Origin of the sequence: Enterobacter cloacae complex sp. (assembly GCF_900322725.1) — a bacterium.
Taxonomy (GTDB): Bacteria; Pseudomonadota; Gammaproteobacteria; order Enterobacterales; family Enterobacteriaceae; genus Enterobacter; species Enterobacter quasihormaechei.
Genome location: NZ_LT991957.1, coordinates 1,580,518 through 1,599,305 on the forward strand (window position 1 = coordinate 1,580,518; position 18,788 = coordinate 1,599,305).

Here is an 18,788-nt window from a genome sequence, read left to right on the forward strand (position 1 = left end):
GGACGTTTTACTTGTTAACGAACTCTTCGCCCAGCGTGATATCTTTCTTCAGCGTATCCAGCATGCCTTCCATCGCGTTTTGCTCAAACGCGCTCAGCGTGCCGATAGACTTACGCTCTTCAACACCGTTTTTACCCAGCAGCAGCGGCTGAGAGAAGAAACGCGCGTGTTCACCGTCGCCTTCAACATAGGCACATTCAACAACGTCTTTTTCGCCCTGCAACGCGCGAACCAGAGACAGGCCGAAACGTGCCGCCGCCTGGCCCATAGACAGGGTTGCAGACCCGCCACCCGCCTTCGCTTCCACCACTTCGGTGCCCGCGTTCTGAATACGTTTAGTCAGGTCAGCCACTTCCTGCTCGGTGAAGCTCACGCTCGGGATCTGCGACAGCAGAGGCAGGATGGTCACGCCAGAGTGACCGCCGATAACCGGCACTTCCACTTCCGTTGGCTGCTTGCCTTTCAGCTCAGCCACGAAGGTATTGGAGCGGATGATATCCAGCGTCGTCACGCCGAACAGTTTGTTCTTGTCGTATACGCCCGCTTTCTTCAGCACTTCTGCTGCGATAGCAACGGTGGTGTTCACCGGGTTGGTGATGATACCGATGCACGCTTTCGGGCAGGTTTCAGCGATCTGCTGAACCAGGTTTTTCACGATGCCCGCGTTGACGTTGAACAGGTCTGAACGATCCATACCCGGCTTACGTGCAACACCCGCAGAGATCAGCACCACGTCGGCGCCCTGCAACGCAGGACGCGCATCTTCACCGGAGAAGCCTTTAATTTTCACAGCTGTCGGGATGTGGCTCAGGTCAACCGCCACGCCTGGGGTTACCGGAGCAATATCGTACAGGGAGAGTTCTGAGCCTGAAGGCAGTTGGGTTTTCAGTAGTAGGGCAAGCGCCTGGCCGATACCACCAGCAGCGCCGAGGACTGCGACTTTCATCCTAAACTCCTTATTATGGTTAACTTAAGTATCTGTAAATCCGTTGCGGCGACCATAATTCAGCACGTCATTAATTACAATTTTCATCGCTAAAGAATTTGAGGTCGCACGTCTTTCGCCTTCACCTGAATGCTATCAGGCTGTGGGCAACAACGTATTAAGAGGGGGTTACAATACACCCTGCCACGCCACCAAAACAACATCATTTTGATAACATTTAATTTACTTTTAAGCTTATTTGCGCGGCGTGACCCAGGCATGTTTTCCGATAACGAAATCTGATAAAATCACTCCCTTTCATAACATTATTTCAGCCTGGCCCCAGGTAGATAATTTGCATAAAAATTCATCCACATGCATAATAATGTTGTTTCTTTCGTCATATTCCGGGTGACTTATGCGAAGCTCGTCTAAGCAAGAAGAATTAGTAAAGGCGTTTAAAGCGCTACTCAAAGAAGAGAAATTCAGTTCTCAGGGAGAAATTGTTCAGGCGTTGCAGGAACAAGGCTTCGATAACATCAACCAGTCGAAGGTCTCCCGCATGTTAACCAAGTTTGGTGCGGTGCGTACGCGCAACGCCAAAATGGAAATGGTTTATTGCCTGCCTGCTGAACTTGGCGTCCCAACAACCTCCAGCCCGCTGAAGAACCTGGTTCTGGACATCGACTATAACGATGCCGTGGTTGTGATCCACACCAGCCCAGGAGCCGCACAGCTGATTGCTCGCCTGCTGGATTCGCTGGGTAAAGCTGAGGGGATCCTCGGCACTATCGCCGGTGATGACACCATCTTTACCACCCCGGCAAATGGTTTCTCGGTGAAAGACCTCTACGAAGCGATTCTGGTCCTGTTCGAACAGGAGCTGTAATTGCCTGCCCCGTAGCGCACGGCTACGGGGATCATTCTGCTGTTGCCTCGTTTTACCCTGCTTTCCACTGCCTGCTGCTTTTGCAAATAGTGCTTTTTACCGCCTGTTAACATTCAGCCAGTGGATGATTTGCTGCAAAATCGCACTAAAAATCAAAATCATCTATCAATATGATTTTAAATACAAAAATGGACAAATATCGCCTTGCCAGGTCCTTTTTTATGCACTCCCGTTATAAAAATCGATTTTTTTAATACGTAATAACAAGGGAAACCATTAGTCTGGTATTAATTTTTTGCGTGATTAGTGTATACTTGATTTTGTGATGAGGGTCACAGAACAAAGACCCCAGTAGAATAATTGACGAGGTAACCGATCATGAAAATTAAAAACACTGTTGCTGCCCTGAGCGTACTCTCTGTCCTGTCATTCGGTGCGTTTGCGGCCGACGCCATTAATGCCGAACAGGCACAATCCCGTCAGGCTATCGGGACGGTTTCTGTTGGTGCCATCGGCGCATCTCCAATGGACATGCACGACATGCTGAACAAAAAAGCGGAAGAACAAGGTGCATCATCCTATCGCGTAATTGAAGCACGCAGCGGCGACCACTGGCACGCTACGGCTGAACTGTACAAATAAACCCTCGTCGTATCTCATCATACGACTTGCCCCTGACCTCCCGGTCAGGGGCTTTTTTATGGCTGATGCACATTGAAACGCAGTTGCCCTTCCAGCTCCTCCTCCGCTTCATCAAACAATAAAATCAGTGCGCCAAAGCGTCTGCGCAGCTTTTCAGGCAGATGGGTAAACTCGATTTCCAGCGGTAACGGCAGCGTGTCGCCGGTCACCACATCCCACAGCATATCAAGGTTGCTTACGCTGTCCCGCTCCAGGTCGAACGCCCGAATAAACTCGCGGTAGAAGTCTTCCTGACTATCAATTTCGTCAAAATCAAAGGTATAAATTTTCATTGCCAGCCACCCGGTACAGGCGGGCGGCAGATGCCGCCCTGTCTATTATAATCCCCCGATATGCAGGGTTTTAACTTCCAGAAACTCCTCCAGCCCCAGCACGGACCCCTCGCGTCCCAGCCCGGACTCTTTTACCCCCCCAAACGGGCCCAGTTCGGTCGATACCGCACATTCATTAATCCCGATCATGCCGCTCTCAATGGCCTGTGAGACGCGGAACACGCGCGACAGATTCTGGGTATAGAAGTAGGCTGCCAGCCCGTAAGGCGTATTGTTCGCACGCATCACAACTTCGTCTTCCGACGTGAAGCGGAAGCAGGCGGCAACGGGTCCGAAGGTCTCCTCTTCCGCCAGTTTCATGCCTTCATGGCAGTCACCGAGGACGGTGGGCATCCAGAAGTTACCGCCAAGCTCATGCGGGTTACCGCCAGCCAGCACCGTGGCGCCCTTCGCTACCGCATCTTCGACGTGCTCACGGACTTTATCGACAGCCGAAGGCTCAATCAGCGGGCCGACAACGACGCCCTCGTCCAGGCCATTACCCACCTTCAGCGCCTTCACCGCATCAGCAAGCTGATTAACAAACTTGTCGTAGACCGTCTCCTGAATATAGAAACGGTTTACGCTGACGCAGACCTGCCCGGCGTTACGGAACTTATTGGCGATGGCGCCTTTAACGGCGGCCTCAATGTCCGCGTCCTCAAAAACGATATACGGCGCATTGCCGCCCAGCTCCATCGACACCTTTTTCATGGTGTCTGCGGAATTGCGGACCAGCGTTTTCCCGACGGCAGTTGAACCGGTAAACGAGATTTTGCGCACGTCATGGCTGGCCATAATGGCGTCGCTAATTTCAGAGGTGCTCCCCGCGACCGCATTCAGCACACCATCCGGCACGCCGGCCTGCTTCGCCAGCGTCAGCAGCGCAAAGGCGCTCAGCGGCGTGTTGTTTGCAGGTTTGATCACGCCGGTACACCCAGCTGCCAGCGCCGGGCCGAGCTTACGGGTGAGCATGGCCATCGGGAAGTTCCATGGTGTGATAGCGGCAACCACCCCGACAGGCTCCCGGGTGGCCAGAATACGGGAGCCGGGTTTAACCGGAGGAATAATTTCGCCGTTGGCACGCTTGGCCTGCTCGGCAAACCACTGAATGAAGCTGGCGGCATACTCTACTTCGCCCTCAGCTTCTTTCAGCGGCTTGCCCTGCTCGGTGGTCATCAGCCTTCCGAGCCAGCTTTTATTCTCAATAATCAGTTCATACCAGCGATAGAGGATCGCAGAACGCTCTTTTGCCGTTTTTGCGCGCCATGCAGGAAAGGCTTTCGTCGCGGCCGCAATAGCCTCTTCGGTTTCGGCTTTACCTGCTTTCGCTACTTTTGCAATGACCTCGCCCGTGGCCGGGTTTAGCACATCAAACGTGGTGTCGAGTGTTTTCCAGATACCATTAACCAGATACCCGGTCTGAAAAAGCGTACTGTCCTGAAGAGCCTGGGTTGTCATGTGTCCTCCCTTCCTGAATGTTTGAACCTACAGGATTAAGTATAGCCACAAAAAAACCGACGCTTTTGGCGTCGGTTTTCTCTTCATCAGCTGTCCGTCAGCGCGTTCTGGTAGCGGTGCAGCATAAATACCAGCCGCTCAACCGGCTCGGTAACCTGCGGCGGCGCTTCCCAGATCCGCAGTTTTTCCTGGTATATATCCAGTTCTTCCAGCAGTTGCTTAAAGTAGCGGCGACGTTTGTCATCGCTGGATGCCGATATCACGTGGTCCGCCGTGCGCCGTAGCTGGCGGTGGAAGGCGGACAAATCGTCGTTAATCGGCACCGGTGCGTTCCGCAGGCGCTGGTGCGCGATAATCATGGTCAATGCCAGGCGGAAACGGGCGACATCGCCCGGGAATTTGTTCAGCAACAGGAACAGCTGCTGATAAAGAGCCGGCAGGTGGTTCTCCTTGCGTCGTGCGGTATTGGTGGTCAGGGACGAAACGGCGGCCGACACAAACTGATTCAGCAGCACACGCCCTGTCCGCGCCCGGGAGTTATCCCGCACCAGCAGGATGACCATCATCGCCAGGAAACAGCCCACCAGCTGGCCTAATGCGCTGTCCAGGAACTGGCTAAAATGGAAGGTCATCGGGTTATCCAGCACAATGATGTTAATCGTACTCGCCAGAGCGCCTAACGATCCCAGTCGGCGTTTTTGTACCTCTATCCCGATAAAGAACGCCATTACCGCCAGGCTGATGCAGAGCAAAAGCATGCTTTGCTGTGTCGAGGGGATAATCACCAGGAAATAGAGCGCGCCAATCGGTAACGCCGCAATGGTACCGTACAGGAAATCGATAGCGACCATGCGCGGGTTGGGCAGACGCATTGCCAGCGCGGTCACGACGGCAATCATCACCATCGCGCCGCTACCGGACGTCCAGCCGGTCCACAGCCAGAACAGCGTGCCGAGTATACAGGCCAGCGTGGTACGCCAGAAGTTGACCATCGCATGATGACGCTCGGCGGATTCCGGTTTAATGACCACTTCGCCCTGTAACACCTCTTCTTCCGCCGCACTGATTTTGGTGTTGCCAATCACGCCGCGTTTCAGAAGCAGGTAGCGCGTTGCGGCGCCAACCCAGGTATAAATGGTGACTGGCGTATCACGCTCTCCCGTCCAGGCAATCACGCGGCGCATGCGTTTAAGCTGTCGATGCACGTCCTGCACCGTCTCCACAGGCTCATCAAACAGTTCGCGGAAGGTATCCGTTACCGCTTCGGGGCGAGTGTTCTGAATCAGGTAGGTTTCACACGCCTGGGTGATCAGCGTTAACGAGACGGTATTGATCGCTTTCAGACGACGATTGGCACGCTCCCAACGGGAAGACTCCATGTTGAGGTTACTGCGCATCCCTTCCAGCGCCTGCGTGCGGCGCACCAGCCCGCTCCAGGCCTTGTCGACCTCTTCGCTGTCGCCGTGCTTAATGCACAGCTGCATGAGCTGGTACTGGGCAACGATCAGCGCGTCCAGCTCACGATCCACTTCCTGCTTAATAGAACGCGGAGAGAAAAGCAGATCGGCGACAATCGCGCAGACGATACCAATCACAATCTCGCTGCAACGTTCCACGGCGAACTGCGGGGCGAGCAGCGGATCGGTCTGGATGGTGATGATAATAATCAGCGCGGTATAACCCGCCAGACCCCAGGCGTACGAGTTCTCAACCTTCACCAGGGAGGAGACCCAGGTACAAAAACCCGCCCAGATACAGCACACGATCAGCATCAGCAGCGGCGTGCGGATCATCAGAATGATAATGGTCAGGGCGGCGATACAGCCGATAAAGGTCCCGATAATACGCAGCATCCCGCGATAGCGGATGGCCCCGGAATAGGGTTCGCCACCCGCCGCGAAGGCGGGACCGGCGGCAACAATCGCGGCGGTCAGAACGGCCCAGCGCGGCGTTTCAAGCTGGAAATGGAAGCCAATAAACAGCGCCAGCACAATGGCGCATGCCAGCTTCACGGCGAAGCGGATGTGCTGGCTGGCGATGGAAAAAATGCCCATAGCGATCAACCAAACTCGCGCAGGCGATGGGCGATTTGACGGAAGATGGAGTCCTGGCTGGCATCACGGTCTTTTTCACCGGTGATCACCACCGTCGCCGTGGTGCCTGCGGGCCAGAGGTTGCTCTGCTGCTCGTCCAGACGAATGCGCACCGGTACGCGCTGCGCCAGGCGAACCCACTCAAGGTTGGAATCGACGGTCGCCATCCCTTTGTTATCAACCGTACTGCTGGAGTTGGTCACCCCCGCGGCAACGCTGTCCACGGTCCCTTTCAGGACACGGTTGCTGCCGAGCGGCGTGATTTCAGCGCGATAGCCCGGACGCACGCCTTCCAGCTTGGTCTCTTCCATATAGGCGAGGACGTAGAAGGAGTTTTGTTTCACCAGCGCCACGGCGGTTGAGCCGCGCGTGATAAACTCACCGGCATAGACGTTAAGGTTAGTCACCCAGCCATCGGACGGGGCGCGGATCACGGTACGTTCCAGGTCGAGCTTCGCCAGATCGCGCGTCGCCTGAGCTTTTGCCAGCTGGTGCAGCACGGTTTGCAGCACGTTATTGGACTGGTCAATCTCTTCCCTGGACATGGCCTGGATGCCCAGCTTGTTACGGCGTCCTGCTTCACGGCGTTTTTCAGAGGCCAGCGCGTTGTAATACGCCACGTCGGCTTCTGCTTCTTCAAGGGCTTTTTGATAGCGCGGCTGGTCGATGGTGAACAGCACCTGATCTTTCTTCACCAGCTGGTTATCGTGAACGTTGACCGCCGTAATAAGACCGGCAACATCGGGCGCTATCGCAACCACCTCCGCGCTGAAACGCGCGTCGCGCGTCCACGGCGATTCGGTGTAATAGACCCAGGCGCGAAAAATAGCGATGAACGCCAGGATGACCAGCACCATAGTGATGGCAGTGCGGGAGATTTTTCTTGTTAGCGTTTTCACATCAACCTCAGACAAACATGCGCGATATTAAATAGAACAGGCAGCAATACAGCGCGGTATTAAACAATGCAGGATGCCAGACGAAATCATAAATCCCGGTAGGGACCAGCACCTTGCGCACCAGCCAGAAGATCGCCAGTGATAAAAGAAGCTCGAAAAATATCGGTGGGAACGACAGACCGAACACCACGATAACGGGAAACAGACTCATGTTGACCTTGATTATAGAGAGTGCAGGCTACTGGATTGTTAAGCTCGCGCCGCCGCAGGAGGGCAAGAAATGCCGGGCGAGAGTGGCGCAGCCGTTATGTAATTAATAGTATATTAACGTAACTGTTATGCTGTTATCTATCATATGTGATCTAAATCACTTTTAAGCCAGAGTGAATAATGGAACGACTAAAACGCATGTCGGTGTTTGCCAAAGTTGTCGAACAAGGCTCTTTTACCGCCGCAGCACGTCAGCTACAAATGAGCGTCTCATCCATTAGCCAGACGGTGTCAAAACTGGAAGACGAGCTTCAGGTGAAGCTGCTCAACCGCAGTACCCGCAGCATCGGGCTGACGGAAGCGGGTAAAATTTACTATCAGGGCTGCCGTCGAATGCTGCATGAAGTGCAGGATGTTCACGAGCAGCTTTATGCCTTTAATAACACCCCTATCGGCACGCTGCGCATCGGGTGTTCTTCAACTATGGCACAAAATGTTCTCGCTGCCATGACGGCGGAAATGCTGAAAGAGTATCCAGGCTTAACCGTCAATCTGGTGACGGGTATTCCCGCACCGGACCTGATTGCCGATGGGTTAGACGTGGTGATCCGCGTTGGCGCCTTGCAGGACTCGAGCCTGTTCTCGCGTCGGCTGGGCAGCATGCCGATGGTTGTCTGCGCCTCAAAGAGCTACCTGGCACAGTATGGCGTACCGGAAAAACCCGCCGACCTGAGCAACCACTCGTGGCTGGAATACAGCGTGCGCCCGGATAACGAATTTGAGCTGATCGCGCCGGAAGGGCTTTCCACCCGGCTGCTGCCTGAAGGCCGCTTCGTGACCAACGATCCGATGACCATCTCGCGCTGGCTGGTGGCCGGGGCCGGTATCGCCTACGTGCCGCTGATGTGGGTGATCAACGAGATCAACAGCGGCGAGCTGGAGATCCTGTTCCCGCGCTACCAGTCGGATCCGCGCCCGGTGTACGCGCTGTATACCGAAAAGGACAAGCTGCCGCTGAAGGTGCAGGTCTGTATTAACTATCTGACGGACTATTTTGTGGAAGTGGCGGAGCTGTTTCAGGGCATGCGGGGAAGAAGGAAAGAGTAGGCCTTCCCCCTCACTCCGGCCCTCTCCCCGTTGGGAAGAGGGTTAGGGTGAGGGGAAAATGAAAAATTACGCCGTACCGCCCACGGTCAGGTTATCAACCTTCAGCGTCGGCTGGCCGACGCCTACCGGCAGGCTCTGGCCCTCTTTGCCGCAAACGCCCACGCCGTTATCCAGCTTCAGGTCGTTACCGACCATGGAAATCTGCTGCATGGCCTCAATGCCGGAACCAATCAGGGTTGCGCCCTTCACTGCTTTAGTCACTTTGCCCTTCTCAATCAGGTACGCCTCTGAAGTCGAGAAGACAAATTTGCCGGAGGTGATATCCACCTGGCCGCCGCCAAAGTTCGGCGCGAAGATACCGTAATCAACGGATTCGATAATCTCCTGCGGCGTGGATTTACCCGGCAGCATGTAGGTGTTAGTCATGCGCGGCATCGGCAGGTGCGCGTAAGATTCGCGACGACCGTTGCCCGTTGGCGCAACGCCCATCAGACGCGCGTTGAGCTTGTCCTGCATGTAGCCTTTCAGGACGCCGTTTTCGATCAGCACGTTGTACTGGCCCGGCGTGCCTTCATCGTCGATAGAAATCGAGCCGCGACGGTCAGGCATGGTGCCATCATCGACCACGGTACACAGCTCAGAGGAGACAAGCTGCCCCATCTGACCGCTGAATACAGACGTACCACGGCGGTTGAAATCGCCTTCCAGCCCGTGGCCGACCGCTTCGTGCAGCAGCACGCCGGGCCAGCCAGCACCCAGCACAACCGGCAGCGTACCGGCGGGTGCCGCCACGGCAGAAAGATTAACCAGCGCCATGCGCACGGCTTCTTTTGCCCACGCATCCGCGCGCGCTTCGCCGTCAACGTCGCCGAGGAACCAGTCATAGCCAAAACGACCGCCGCCGCCGCTTGAGCCGCGCTCGCGCTTGCCGTCGTCTTCCACCTGCACGCTGATGGAGAGGCGCACCAGCGGACGCACGTCGGCGGCCAGCGTACCGTCCGTCGCTGCCACCAGGATCAGCTCATAGACGCCGCTCAGGCTGGCGGACACTTCCTGCACGCGTTTGTCGGCGGCGCGGGCCACTTTGTCCACGCGACGCAGGATGTCCAGCTTCTCTTCGCGGCTCATGCTTTGCAGCGGGTCGATGCTGGTATAGAGCGCCGAATGCTGCACTTCGCCCAGGGTTTTTACGCGGCCATCGCCCGCGTCGCGCACGATGGTGCGTGCGGCCTGCGCGCTCTGCTCCAGCGCGGCCAGGCTTATCTGGTCGGCATAGGCAAAACCGGTTTTCTCGCCGCTCACGGCGCGCACGCCGACGCCCTGGTCGATGTTATAGGAGCCATCTTTAATGATGCTGTCTTCTAAAACCCAGGATTCGTGATAGCTCGACTGGAAATAGAGATCGCCGTAGTCGAGACGGCGTTCGGTCAGTTGACCAAGAATGGAGAACAGGTCCTGATGGCTCAGGCCGTTCGCTGCGAGCAAATGTTCACTTACCAGGTTCAGACTCATCGTATTGCTACTCGTTCGTTGCCGCCCGTGGCGGTGTAAAAATCGTATTTATTGAGAGTGAGGCAATTACCTGCCCACGTCAAATCATTGCTGTGCTTCTTTGCGCGGCTGGCGCAGCACCTCATTAATCTGCGGTTTATCGATTGGGCCCGTAATGCGGTAGCGCAGAATCGAGACCTTACTCCAGAGCGGCCCCAGCACTTTGCTGGCGGCAAATACCGCCGCACCGACAATCGGGTTAACCACAAACGCCGTCGCCACGCCCACGGTAGCGGAAATTTCCGGGGCGACGACCGCTTCCATATCCAGTTCACGACGCACAAGATCCACCGAGCCTTTCATGGCGATATCCGCCTCCAGGCCGTCCAGCAGCGTATCGTCGGTATGCATCACGCCGTCCTTGATCCAGGCCGTTCCGCGAATGGAGTCATAATAGAAACCGTCGTTGAAGGTATCGCTGAAATCGAAGCGCAGCTTGCGCAGCAGCGCGTCAAAGCTCAGCAGGCGCAGTATTTGCCCCGCATGGCCGGTGCTGACATCGGCAATTTGTCCCTTACCAAAACGGGTTCTGAGAATGCCGTTCAGCGTGGCGACGTCCGGCTGCCACGGCGCCGCACGCCAGTGCAGATCGTAATTCACATCGAATGACGATCCCCGAAGCGGCGTACTGATGCCGAAGAAGTTAGCCGCCGCATCCAGCTTGCTGCCTTTGATATCGCCTTTCAGGGAGGTGCGCTGCGCGCCCGGCTTATTCACCCATTCCCCGGCGGCGGTCAAACGGCCAAAACCGGTATCCACCAGACCACCGGTAAGGCTCAGCGTCGTGCCCTTGATGGCGACATCTCCGTCGATACGGCCATATTTTTGCCCCCACAGCCAGCACTCCGCACAGCGCAGCTGGAGATCGGGCCAGCCGCTGAAATCAATGCGCGATGTGCTGAGGGGCGAAGCGGCCATCGGCTGTTTTTCAGCCACGGCAAAGGTCGGGTTGTAATAGAGGTAGCGGATCGCCGCCTGCCACGGCGCGTTATCGCGCATCGTCAACGTGCCGTTAATTTCACGGCCCTGAGCCTCAACCTTTGAGCCGTTAGCCGTCGGCCGGGAAACGATGCTCAGGTTGTTCCACCGCTGTCCACCCAGCGTCAGCGCAGGCGTACGTAAGGTAATGGCCTGCGGGAACTGCGCCGTTTGATCGACGTTTTGCCCGACACCTTTCTGGAACAGTGCCAGCCACTCTGCGCCATCCATCGCCGGCAGATTCAGCTCAATGCCCGCCTGCTCCGGCAGCGGTGGCGTGGTACGGCTGTCCGTCGTCCAGATCGCCCTGTCCAGCGTAAGCTTGCGGTTAAGCAGCCAGCGGCTGTTAAAGTGGTTTGTTCCGCCAGCGTTACCGGTTACGTCAAAGCCGTTGAGGTTACCGTCTACGTTAACGTTGACAGGCAGCGGCTCGCCGCTTTTCTTATTCAGAGGGGCGGGCAGCTGGCTGCTGAGATTTTTAAGATCGGCCGTGATGTCGACCTTATACCGCGCGCCGGAGTGATAAGGCAGGTCGATGGCCACCTTGCCATTCCACGACACCGCGCCGTCCACCGCGTTCTCAACCGGCTTCGGCAGAACATTCATGCGTGACGGCTGCCAGTTCGCGTCCATATGTACCGCCACCTGGTAGGCTTTATCACCCTCGGTGGTGGAGAAATCGATATTGACGGGTTGATTGAACCAGGTCGCTTTCAGCGGCTCACTTTTCAGATTGCCGTTAACAAAGCTGAACTGACCGCTGAGGTTTTTCAGCGTACTGTCCAGCGGCTTGATATAGAGGCTGTTGTTGTTAAGACGAACGTCGCCTTTGGCGGTAGTCATTTCCCCGTCGAGCGGGATATCCAGATGTAAGCGAGCATTCACATCGCCATCTAGCTGCAACTGCTGAAGGGTGGCCGCCAGGGAGTCATTCAGCGGCGTATCTTCAAAATACGGACCAACCGCATTACCCGGCCCCTTAATATCCGCATCAATCAGCAATTTCTCTTTCGAGTAATCCGGGATGTTTGCGGTCAGGTTGCTCGCCGTCACGCCGCCCAGCGCCACGCTGTCCGTCTTCATCCACAAGCCGTCATTCAGGAAGTTGAGTTCGATATCGAGATTTTTCAGCGCGGGCCAGCCCGGCTGGAAGGCATAGGTTGCGTTGCGCAGCGGCACCAGAACCTGGAACTGACCTTCGTTATGCTTATACGGGAACAGGTGCGGGTTGCCGCCGTAGACCAGCGTGGCGTTATCCGCCTGACCGCCCTGAATGGCGCCGCTGAGATAGTCCACCAGCGCTTTCCCCATCAGGTTTTCCGGGAAGTAGCGCCACGCCTGCGAGCCGTCATCCGTGCTGATGCCTGCCAGGATACCCAGCCACGGCTCATCGCCTTCAGGCTGTAGGTAACGGAAATTGCCGCGGGCATGCACCGCCCTGGCTTTTACATCGATATCGCGGCCATCAAGCTGAAAACCTTTGTCATTCTTCAGCCAGTTGAGGGTGACATTACCCTGCGCGATCTCCAGCGGCGCACGAAAGACCGTTTCGTACGGCATTTTGGCATCCTGCATTTCTGCCGTCAGCCTGCCGTTTTCCACGCTTCCTTCCAGCTTGCCGCTGAAGTGCTCAGCGCCCGGCAGCAGTTTCCACTGTTTCCAGGCGAGATTTTTCCATGCCGCCTGGAAGCGCGTTTTTTCCGTGGCCTGAAGCGGAATATCCAGCGCCAGACGGTTTATCTGCCCGCTCGGCTGCGTCGCCAGCCAGATGTCACCCAGCTCCGGGGAGAGTTTTGCGGCCATTGAACGCAGGCCCTCGATCGCCGTCAGGTCCAGGTTACTGGCGCGGATACGCAACTCGTCGCTGCGTTTACCGTTTACCCCGCCGACGTCCTGCTCCGGCATCCACGCCAGCGTCAGCGCGCCGCTTGGCCAGGGTTTGTTGTCCATGGAGATGCGCGTATCCGGAATAGCGAACTGCCATCCACCTTTTTCCTGGGTTACGTGGGCGGTGAGGTTATCGACCGAAAGCTGATGCTGATGGTTTTCGCCCTTCCAGCTCGCGCCCCCCTGCTTGAGCCAGATATCACCGCTGGCGAACGCCCCATTCGTCAGGGTCATCCAGCCTTCGAGACTGAAACGCGCGGTTTCCAGCTGCATGTTCTGCTGGATCCACTCGCCAAGCCACGGCTTCACGTCCACGTCGTCCGCCTGCAACCACACGCGGCCGTTGTTCAGCAGGCCATTGTCGTCGCGCAGATCCATCCTCACCTGCATCACGCCGTGCTGCCCGTTCAGGCTGGAGAGATTTACTTGCCCCTCGGCGCGGTGGCGATCTTTTCCGTTTAGCCAGGTCAGCTGTGGGATCGCCAGCTCGGCGCGCTGCCCGGAGAGGGTAATAAAGCTGATTTCACTGTCGCGCAGATCGAAATGATCGAACTGACGCAGGAAGAGATCGCTGATACGGCTGGTTTCCAGCCCACGATCGCCTTCGCCGCTTTGCAGCGGCGTATTGGTCTTTAGCTGAAGTTGCCAGAAGGTGAGATCGCGAAACTGCCAGCGCAGATGCAGCAGGCTTTGCCAGACATCCAGCGCCAGGGTAACGCGTTTGATTTTAAGGTGGCCGCCATCTTTCAGGCTGGCGCTGATATCCCGCGCATCAAGCGTCGGGCCAAAGGTCTGCCAGCTTGCCTCGATATGGCTCACGTCTAACGGCAGGCCGGTGGTGGACTCGATTTTCGCCAGGATCTGCGGACGCCAGCTGTCAAGATGCGGCAAGACGAGACGCAGCCCGCTCACGAGCAACGCGACAATCACGACCAGCGTTGCCCCTGTAAGCAGTAAAATCCCCGGCAATCGCCTCACGCGTCTCTCCTTGTCAGCCTTTAATCTCGCAGCGAACTGCGTTTACATCATTACGACGTCAAACTGCTCCTGGTTATAGAGCGGCTCAATCTGCACTTTTACCTGTTTGCCGACAAAGATTTCCACTTCCGCCAGCGCGTGCGACTCTTCCCCTTTCAGGGCCTCCGCCACCGCAGGGGAAGCATAGACCAGAAAACGGTCGGAGTCGTAGGCATGATGGACGCGGACAATCTCACGCATGATCTCGTAGCAGACCGTCTCCACCGTCTTTACCGTTCCGCGTCCATGGCAGGTTGGACACTCGTTGCAGAGCACGTGTTCCACGCTTTCGCGGGTCCGTTTCCGGGTCATTTCTACCAGACCCAGCTGGGAGAAGCCGTTGATGCTGGTTTTCACGCGATCTTTACTCAGCGCCTGCTCCAGCGAGTGCAGCACGCGACGGCGGTGATCTTCATTATTCATATCGATAAAGTCGATGATGATAATCCCGCCCAGATTGCGCAGACGAAGCTGGCGCGCGATGGCCTGCGTCGCTTCGATGTTGGTGTTGAAGATGGTGTCATCGAGGTTGCGATGGCCGACAAACGCGCCGGTGTTGATATCCACGGTGGTCATCGCTTCGGTCTGGTCGATAATCAGGTAACCGCCCGATTTCAGCTCAACCTTACGCTCCAGCGCGCGCTGGATTTCGTTTTCAACGTCATAGAGGTCAAATATCGGCTGGCGTCCGGTGTAATGCTCCAGCAGACCCGGCATTTCCGGAATGTACTCGGCGGTAAACTCCAGCAGGGCTTCATACGTCAGGCGGGAGTCCACGCGGATGCGGTCAAGCTGCGCATCGGCGAAATCACGCAGTACGCGCTGAGCAAGCGCCAGCTCGCCGTACAGACGGTAGCGGGTCTGGTTGCGTTTTTTACGCTCCATCACCTTGGTCCAGACGCGCTTCAGGTAGGCCGCATCCGAGGCCAGATCGTCTTCGCTGATCCCTTCCGCCGCGGTACGAATAATAAAGCCGCCCTGCTCGTCGCAGTAGGCGCTCACAACTTTTTTCAGGCGCTCGCGCTCGCTTTCGCTTTCAATACGCTGTGAAACGCCAACGTGCGACGCGCCCGGCATAAACACCAGATAGCGTGAAGGCAGGGTGATATCGGTGGTCAGACGCGCGCCTTTGGTGCCCAGCGGATCTTTCACCACCTGCACCATCAGATCCTGGCCCTGACGCACCAGCTCAGAGATGTCGCGCACGGCAAACTGCTTTTGCTCTTCGCCAGCCACGCATTCGGTGTGCGGCATGATATCGGAGGCATGTAAAAACGCCGCCTTATCGAGCCCAATATCTACAAAAGCCGCCTGCATACCCGGTAGTACACGACTGACACGACCTTTGTAGATATTGCCTACGATTCCGCGTCGCGCTTCACGCTCAATATGAATTTCCTGAAGAATGCCACCATCAATGTAGGCCACACGGGTTTCCGAGGGCGTTACGTTTACCAACAATTCAGCCGTCATAATTATCCCTTCCCTCACGCAGTGAGTTAAAATTACTCAGCAACTCATACGTTTCCACCAGCGGTAAGCCGACTACGGCGTGATAGCTGCCATTTATCTTCCTGACAAAACAGCCACCCAACCCTTGAATACCGTATGCACCTGCTTTATCCATCGGTTCACCGCTGGCGATATAGCCGGCGATCTCCTCGTCGGTGAGGACTCTGAACGTCACTTCCGTTACCACCAGGCAATCCAGAACGTACTGGCTGTCCGCCAGCGCCACCGCCGTCATCACCTGATGCGTTTGTCCGGACAGGTTGCGCAGCATCTGCGCCGCATGGTCTGCGTCACGGGGTTTCTCAAGCACTTCACCCTTGAGAATGACGATGGTGTCCGCACCCAGCACCGGTAAGTCACGCGGCACGCATGCGACGCCCGCCTGCGCTTTTTCACGCGCCAGACGAGAGACGTACTGCTGAGCGCTTTCGCCCTCAGCACGTTTTTCTTCAATGCCGGTAACGATGCGTTCGAAGGAGACACCCAGCTGCGCGAGCAGTTCCTGGCGACGCGGAGAACCGGAGGCAAGATACAGAGACGTCATAGAAACCTTTTATTGCACGGCAAACTGCTGGCGAATTTTACGCATCAGCAGGAACAGCCACGGCCAGAGCACACCGTTTACTACACTACTCCAGAACACTTCCGGTCGGAAAGAGACGTTGATCACTAAAAACTCTGCCCAGAAAACAACGATATCCGCAGCGAGCGACAACAACATCACCACCAGCGCCTGTTGCCAGAGCGCAAGGTTACGAAAGAGCTGGAATTTGAGTGCGACGAGGTACGCAATAATGCTCATGGATAAGGCGCGCACGCCAAGCGTAGAGCCGCTGATGAGATCCAGTATGGCACCCATCACAAAACCTGTGCCGACATTTACGCGGTGCGGCAGGGCAAGGATCCAGTAGAGCAAAATGAGCAAAACCCAGTTTGGCCGGAAAACAAGAATGTCGTCCGGCCAAGGCATAATTTGCAGCAACAGTGCAACGAGGAATGAGAGCCAGATTACCCAGCGTCCCTGGCTACGATAACTGGCCACTACTGCCCTCCACCCGAGACTTGCGGCGGCGGTGGCGCATCCGGTAGCGGCTGCGTTAACCCTGTCGCCGGAGCCGGTACGGGCGCAGGTGGCCCCATCGCATCCGGCGCAGGCAGCACCTGCGGCATCATCTGCATCAGGCGTTCGTTCGCGACGCGATGCACATCTTCCGGCGTCATCGGGTTCGCACCGTTACGATCGGCTCCCCACAGCAGCAGCAGGTAACGTAAACGCTGCAAGCCCGCCGTTGGACGCGCCTGGATTACGGTGTAAGCACGCTGAGTGTCGAGCTTCACGGAAGAGACCACTGCAACCGGGTAGCCTTCAGGGAAACGACCGCCCAGACCGGACGTCACCAGCACGTCGCCCACGCGGATGTCCGTGTTGGCTGGCAGATGTTCAAGCTGAAGATCGTCCGTACAGCCATTGCCGGCGGCAATCACGCGAATGTCGTTACGCAGCACCTGAATCGGCAGCGCATGGGTAGCATCGCAAATCAGCAGCACGCGGCTGGTCAGTTTGGCAACCGCCACGACCTGGCCCACAACGCCTTTATCGCTGATCACAGGCTGACCTTCGTATACGCCGTTCACGCTGCCTTTATCAATCACCACCTGATCGCTGTAGGGATCGTTTACGGTGGAGATCACCTGGGTGACCATTTTCTGTTCATCCTGGCGCAGCGGCGAGCCAAGCAGTTCACGCAGGCGCGCGTTTTCCTGCTTATATTGCCCCAGCATCAGCAGCTCGCTGTTTTTCAGCAGCAGTTCCTGGCGTAACGCACGATTTTCAAGTTCGAGCTGGTCACGCGATGAAAGCGTTTGCGACACGGAGTCGAGCAGTTCACGGGGACCATTTGAAATAAAGTAGAAAGGACTGACGGCGGTATCCATGTACGTTCGGATCTGGCTGAACGTACCGAGGCGGCTATCGGCGATAATGACCCCGAGCGCCACCAGAACCGCCAGGATCAGGCGAAACTGTAGCGACGGGCCACGGCTAAAAATTGGCTTCATAGGCTATGCGTATTCTCGCGTCAGAGAGAAAGGGTAGCAAATTGCTACCCTCTCACACCCGACTACTCTTCGCTAAACAAGTCGCCGCCGTGCATGTCGATCATTTCCAGCGCCTTGCCACCACCACGGGCGACGCAAGTCAGTGGATCTTCTGCAACTACGACAGGAATACCTGTCTCTTCCATTAACAGGCGGTCAAGGTTACGCAGCAGCGCACCACCACCGGTCAGCACCATACCGCGCTCGGAGATATCGGAAGCCAGCTCTGGCGGGCACTGTTCCAGCGCAACCATCACCGCGCTCACGATGCCGGTCAGCGGCTCCTGCAACGCTTCCAGGATTTCGTTAGAGTTCAGGGTGAATCCGCGCGGCACGCCTTCAGCCAGGTTACGACCGCGAACTTCGATCTCGCGGACTTCGTCACCCGGATAAGCAGAACCGATTTCGTGCTTGATACGCTCTGCGGTTGCTTCACCGATCAGAGAGCCGTAGTTACGGCGAACGTAGTTGATGATGGCTTCGTCGAAGCGGTCACCGCCGATACGTACGGAAGAGGAGTACACCACGCCGTTCAGGGAGATGACGGCCACTTCGGTAGTACCGCCACCAATATCCACCACCATAGAACCGGTTGCTTCAGAAACCGGCAGACCCGCACCAATTGCCGCAGCCATCGGCTCTTCTATCAGGAACACTTCACGCGCACCGGCACCCTGAGCGGATTCACGGATCGCGCGGCGTTCAACCTGGGTTGCGCCAACCGGCACACACACCAGCACGCGCGGGCTTGGGCGCATGAAGCTGTTGCTGTGAACCTGCTTGATGAAGTGCTGAAGCATTTTTTCGGTCACGAAGAAGTCAGCAATAACGCCGTCTTTCATTGGGCGGATCGCGGCGATGTTGCCCGGCGTACGGCCCAGCATCTGCTTCGCATCATGACCTACTGCGGCCACGCTTTTTGGCGAGCCGGCACGATCCTGACGAATGGCCACAACGGAAGGCTCATTCAATACGATGCCTTGTCCTTTTACATAAATAAGGGTATTCGCGGTACCCAGGTCAATGGACAGGTCATTGGAAAACATGCCACGAAATTTTTTCAACATACTAAGGGATAATCCTGAAAGCTGGGGCGGAAAACAAAATCCGCTTACTTTACCAACCACACGCAGCAGCGACAAGGCGCAA

The 18,788-nt window shown here is 56.5% G+C and carries 16 protein-coding genes; 3 read left to right on the forward strand and 13 right to left on the reverse strand.

The window, feature by feature from the left end; genetic code table 11:
- Nucleotides 1-7 precede the first annotated feature (7 nt).
- On the reverse strand, nt 8-946 hold the full coding sequence (gene mdh, locus DBR02_RS07955) for a malate dehydrogenase (protein WP_107534002.1): 939 nt from the start codon (nt 944-946) through the stop codon (nt 8-10).
- Nucleotides 947-1,343: 397 nt separating this feature from the next.
- Between mdh and argR the strand changes: the two genes are divergently transcribed.
- Together argR and yhcN are read left to right on the forward strand one after the other, a co-directional pair.
- Nucleotides 1,344-1,814, forward strand: coding sequence for a transcriptional regulator ArgR (gene argR, locus DBR02_RS07960; protein ID WP_003860428.1), 471 nt, complete (start codon nt 1,344-1,346; stop codon nt 1,812-1,814).
- Nucleotides 1,815-2,192: 378 nt separating this feature from the next.
- The gene (gene yhcN / locus DBR02_RS07965; RefSeq protein ID WP_063451005.1) at nt 2,193-2,456 is read left to right on the forward strand and encodes a peroxide/acid stress response protein YhcN; all 264 of its coding nucleotides are present in this window, start codon (nt 2,193-2,195) and stop codon (nt 2,454-2,456) included.
- Nucleotides 2,457-2,512: 56 nt separating this feature from the next.
- On the opposite strand, the gene DBR02_RS07970 is transcribed toward yhcN, so the two are convergent.
- From DBR02_RS07970 to aaeX, 5 genes are all read right to left on the reverse strand, one after another.
- On the reverse strand, nt 2,513-2,788 hold the full coding sequence (locus DBR02_RS07970; protein WP_107534003.1) for a barstar family protein: 276 nt from the start codon (nt 2,786-2,788) through the stop codon (nt 2,513-2,515).
- Between the two features lie 45 nt (nt 2,789-2,833).
- Complete coding sequence (locus tag DBR02_RS07975; protein ID WP_107534004.1) at nt 2,834-4,288, reverse strand: NAD-dependent succinate-semialdehyde dehydrogenase; 1,455 nt, start codon at nt 4,286-4,288, stop codon at nt 2,834-2,836.
- 86 nt (nt 4,289-4,374) lie between these two features.
- Nucleotides 4,375-6,342: a p-hydroxybenzoic acid efflux pump subunit AaeB gene (gene aaeB / locus DBR02_RS07980; protein ID WP_102751339.1), complete on the reverse strand. Its 1,968-nt coding sequence runs from the start codon at nt 6,340-6,342 to the stop codon at nt 4,375-4,377.
- Between the two features lie 5 nt (nt 6,343-6,347).
- Nucleotides 6,348-7,280, reverse strand: coding sequence for a p-hydroxybenzoic acid efflux pump subunit AaeA (gene aaeA / locus DBR02_RS07985; RefSeq protein ID WP_107535630.1), 933 nt, complete (start codon nt 7,278-7,280; stop codon nt 6,348-6,350).
- Between the two features lie 7 nt (nt 7,281-7,287).
- Nucleotides 7,288-7,491 (reverse strand): p-hydroxybenzoic acid efflux pump operon protein AaeX, encoded by a 204-nt coding sequence (aaeX, locus tag DBR02_RS07990; protein WP_003860416.1) that lies wholly within the window; start codon nt 7,489-7,491, stop codon nt 7,288-7,290.
- Nucleotides 7,492-7,670: 179 nt separating this feature from the next.
- Between aaeX and aaeR the strand changes: the two genes are divergently transcribed.
- Nucleotides 7,671-8,597, forward strand: coding sequence for an HTH-type transcriptional activator AaeR (gene aaeR / locus DBR02_RS07995; RefSeq protein ID WP_063451001.1), 927 nt, complete (start codon nt 7,671-7,673; stop codon nt 8,595-8,597).
- Between the two features lie 66 nt (nt 8,598-8,663).
- Here aaeR and tldD read toward each other — a convergent pair whose 3' ends face one another.
- The 7 genes from tldD to mreB form a co-directional block, all read right to left on the reverse strand.
- Entirely contained in the window at nt 8,664-10,109 is a 1,446-nt protein-coding gene (gene tldD / locus DBR02_RS08000) for a metalloprotease TldD (RefSeq protein ID WP_063867539.1), read from the reverse strand.
- 84 nt (nt 10,110-10,193) lie between these two features.
- On the reverse strand, nt 10,194-13,991 hold the full coding sequence (yhdP, locus tag DBR02_RS08005; protein ID WP_107534005.1) for an AsmA2 domain-containing protein YhdP: 3,798 nt from the start codon (nt 13,989-13,991) through the stop codon (nt 10,194-10,196).
- A gap of 42 nt (nt 13,992-14,033) precedes the next feature.
- The gene (gene rng, locus DBR02_RS08010) at nt 14,034-15,503 is read right to left on the reverse strand and encodes a ribonuclease G (RefSeq protein WP_063450998.1); all 1,470 of its coding nucleotides are present in this window, start codon (nt 15,501-15,503) and stop codon (nt 14,034-14,036) included.
- Nucleotides 15,493-16,086, reverse strand: coding sequence for a Maf family protein (locus tag DBR02_RS08015; protein WP_063450997.1), 594 nt, complete (start codon nt 16,084-16,086; stop codon nt 15,493-15,495). The genes rng and DBR02_RS08015 overlap by 11 nt, the downstream gene beginning before the upstream one ends.
- Nucleotides 16,087-16,095: 9 nt before the next feature.
- A complete protein-coding gene (mreD, locus tag DBR02_RS08020; RefSeq protein ID WP_003860402.1) occupies nt 16,096-16,584 on the reverse strand; it encodes a rod shape-determining protein MreD in 489 nt (162 codons plus the stop codon).
- Entirely contained in the window at nt 16,584-17,600 is a 1,017-nt protein-coding gene (gene mreC, locus DBR02_RS08025; protein ID WP_003860400.1) for a rod shape-determining protein MreC, read from the reverse strand. Before mreC ends, mreD begins: the two co-directional genes overlap by 1 nt.
- Nucleotides 17,601-17,662: 62 nt before the next feature.
- Complete coding sequence (gene mreB / locus DBR02_RS08030; protein ID WP_000913396.1) at nt 17,663-18,706, reverse strand: rod shape-determining protein MreB; 1,044 nt, start codon at nt 18,704-18,706, stop codon at nt 17,663-17,665.
- Nucleotides 18,707-18,788 lie beyond the last annotated feature (82 nt).

Excerpts from the sequence above, each read along its gene's own strand:
- mdh (WP_107534002.1), bottom strand. The coding sequence starts at position 946 with ATGAAAGTCGCAGTCCTCGGCGCTGCTGGTGGTATCGGCCAGGCGCTT.
- argR (WP_003860428.1), top strand. The coding sequence starts at position 1,344 with ATGCGAAGCTCGTCTAAGCAAGAAGAATTAGTAAAGGCGTTTAAAGCG.
- yhcN (WP_063451005.1), top strand. The coding sequence starts at position 2,193 with ATGAAAATTAAAAACACTGTTGCTGCCCTGAGCGTACTCTCTGTCCTG.
- DBR02_RS07970 (WP_107534003.1), bottom strand. The coding sequence starts at position 2,788 with ATGAAAATTTATACCTTTGATTTTGACGAAATTGATAGTCAGGAAGAC.
- DBR02_RS07975 (WP_107534004.1), bottom strand. The coding sequence starts at position 4,288 with ATGACAACCCAGGCTCTTCAGGACAGTACGCTTTTTCAGACCGGGTAT.
- aaeB (WP_102751339.1), bottom strand. The coding sequence starts at position 6,342 with ATGGGCATTTTTTCCATCGCCAGCCAGCACATCCGCTTCGCCGTGAAG.
- aaeX (WP_003860416.1), bottom strand. The coding sequence starts at position 7,491 with ATGAGTCTGTTTCCCGTTATCGTGGTGTTCGGTCTGTCGTTCCCACCG.
- aaeR (WP_063451001.1), top strand. The coding sequence starts at position 7,671 with ATGGAACGACTAAAACGCATGTCGGTGTTTGCCAAAGTTGTCGAACAA.
- tldD (WP_063867539.1), bottom strand. The coding sequence starts at position 10,109 with ATGAGTCTGAACCTGGTAAGTGAACATTTGCTCGCAGCGAACGGCCTG.
- rng (WP_063450998.1), bottom strand. The coding sequence starts at position 15,503 with ATGACGGCTGAATTGTTGGTAAACGTAACGCCCTCGGAAACCCGTGTG.
- DBR02_RS08015 (WP_063450997.1), bottom strand. The coding sequence starts at position 16,086 with ATGACGTCTCTGTATCTTGCCTCCGGTTCTCCGCGTCGCCAGGAACTG.
- mreC (WP_003860400.1), bottom strand. The coding sequence starts at position 17,600 with ATGAAGCCAATTTTTAGCCGTGGCCCGTCGCTACAGTTTCGCCTGATC.
- mreB (WP_000913396.1), bottom strand. The coding sequence starts at position 18,706 with ATGTTGAAAAAATTTCGTGGCATGTTTTCCAATGACCTGTCCATTGAC.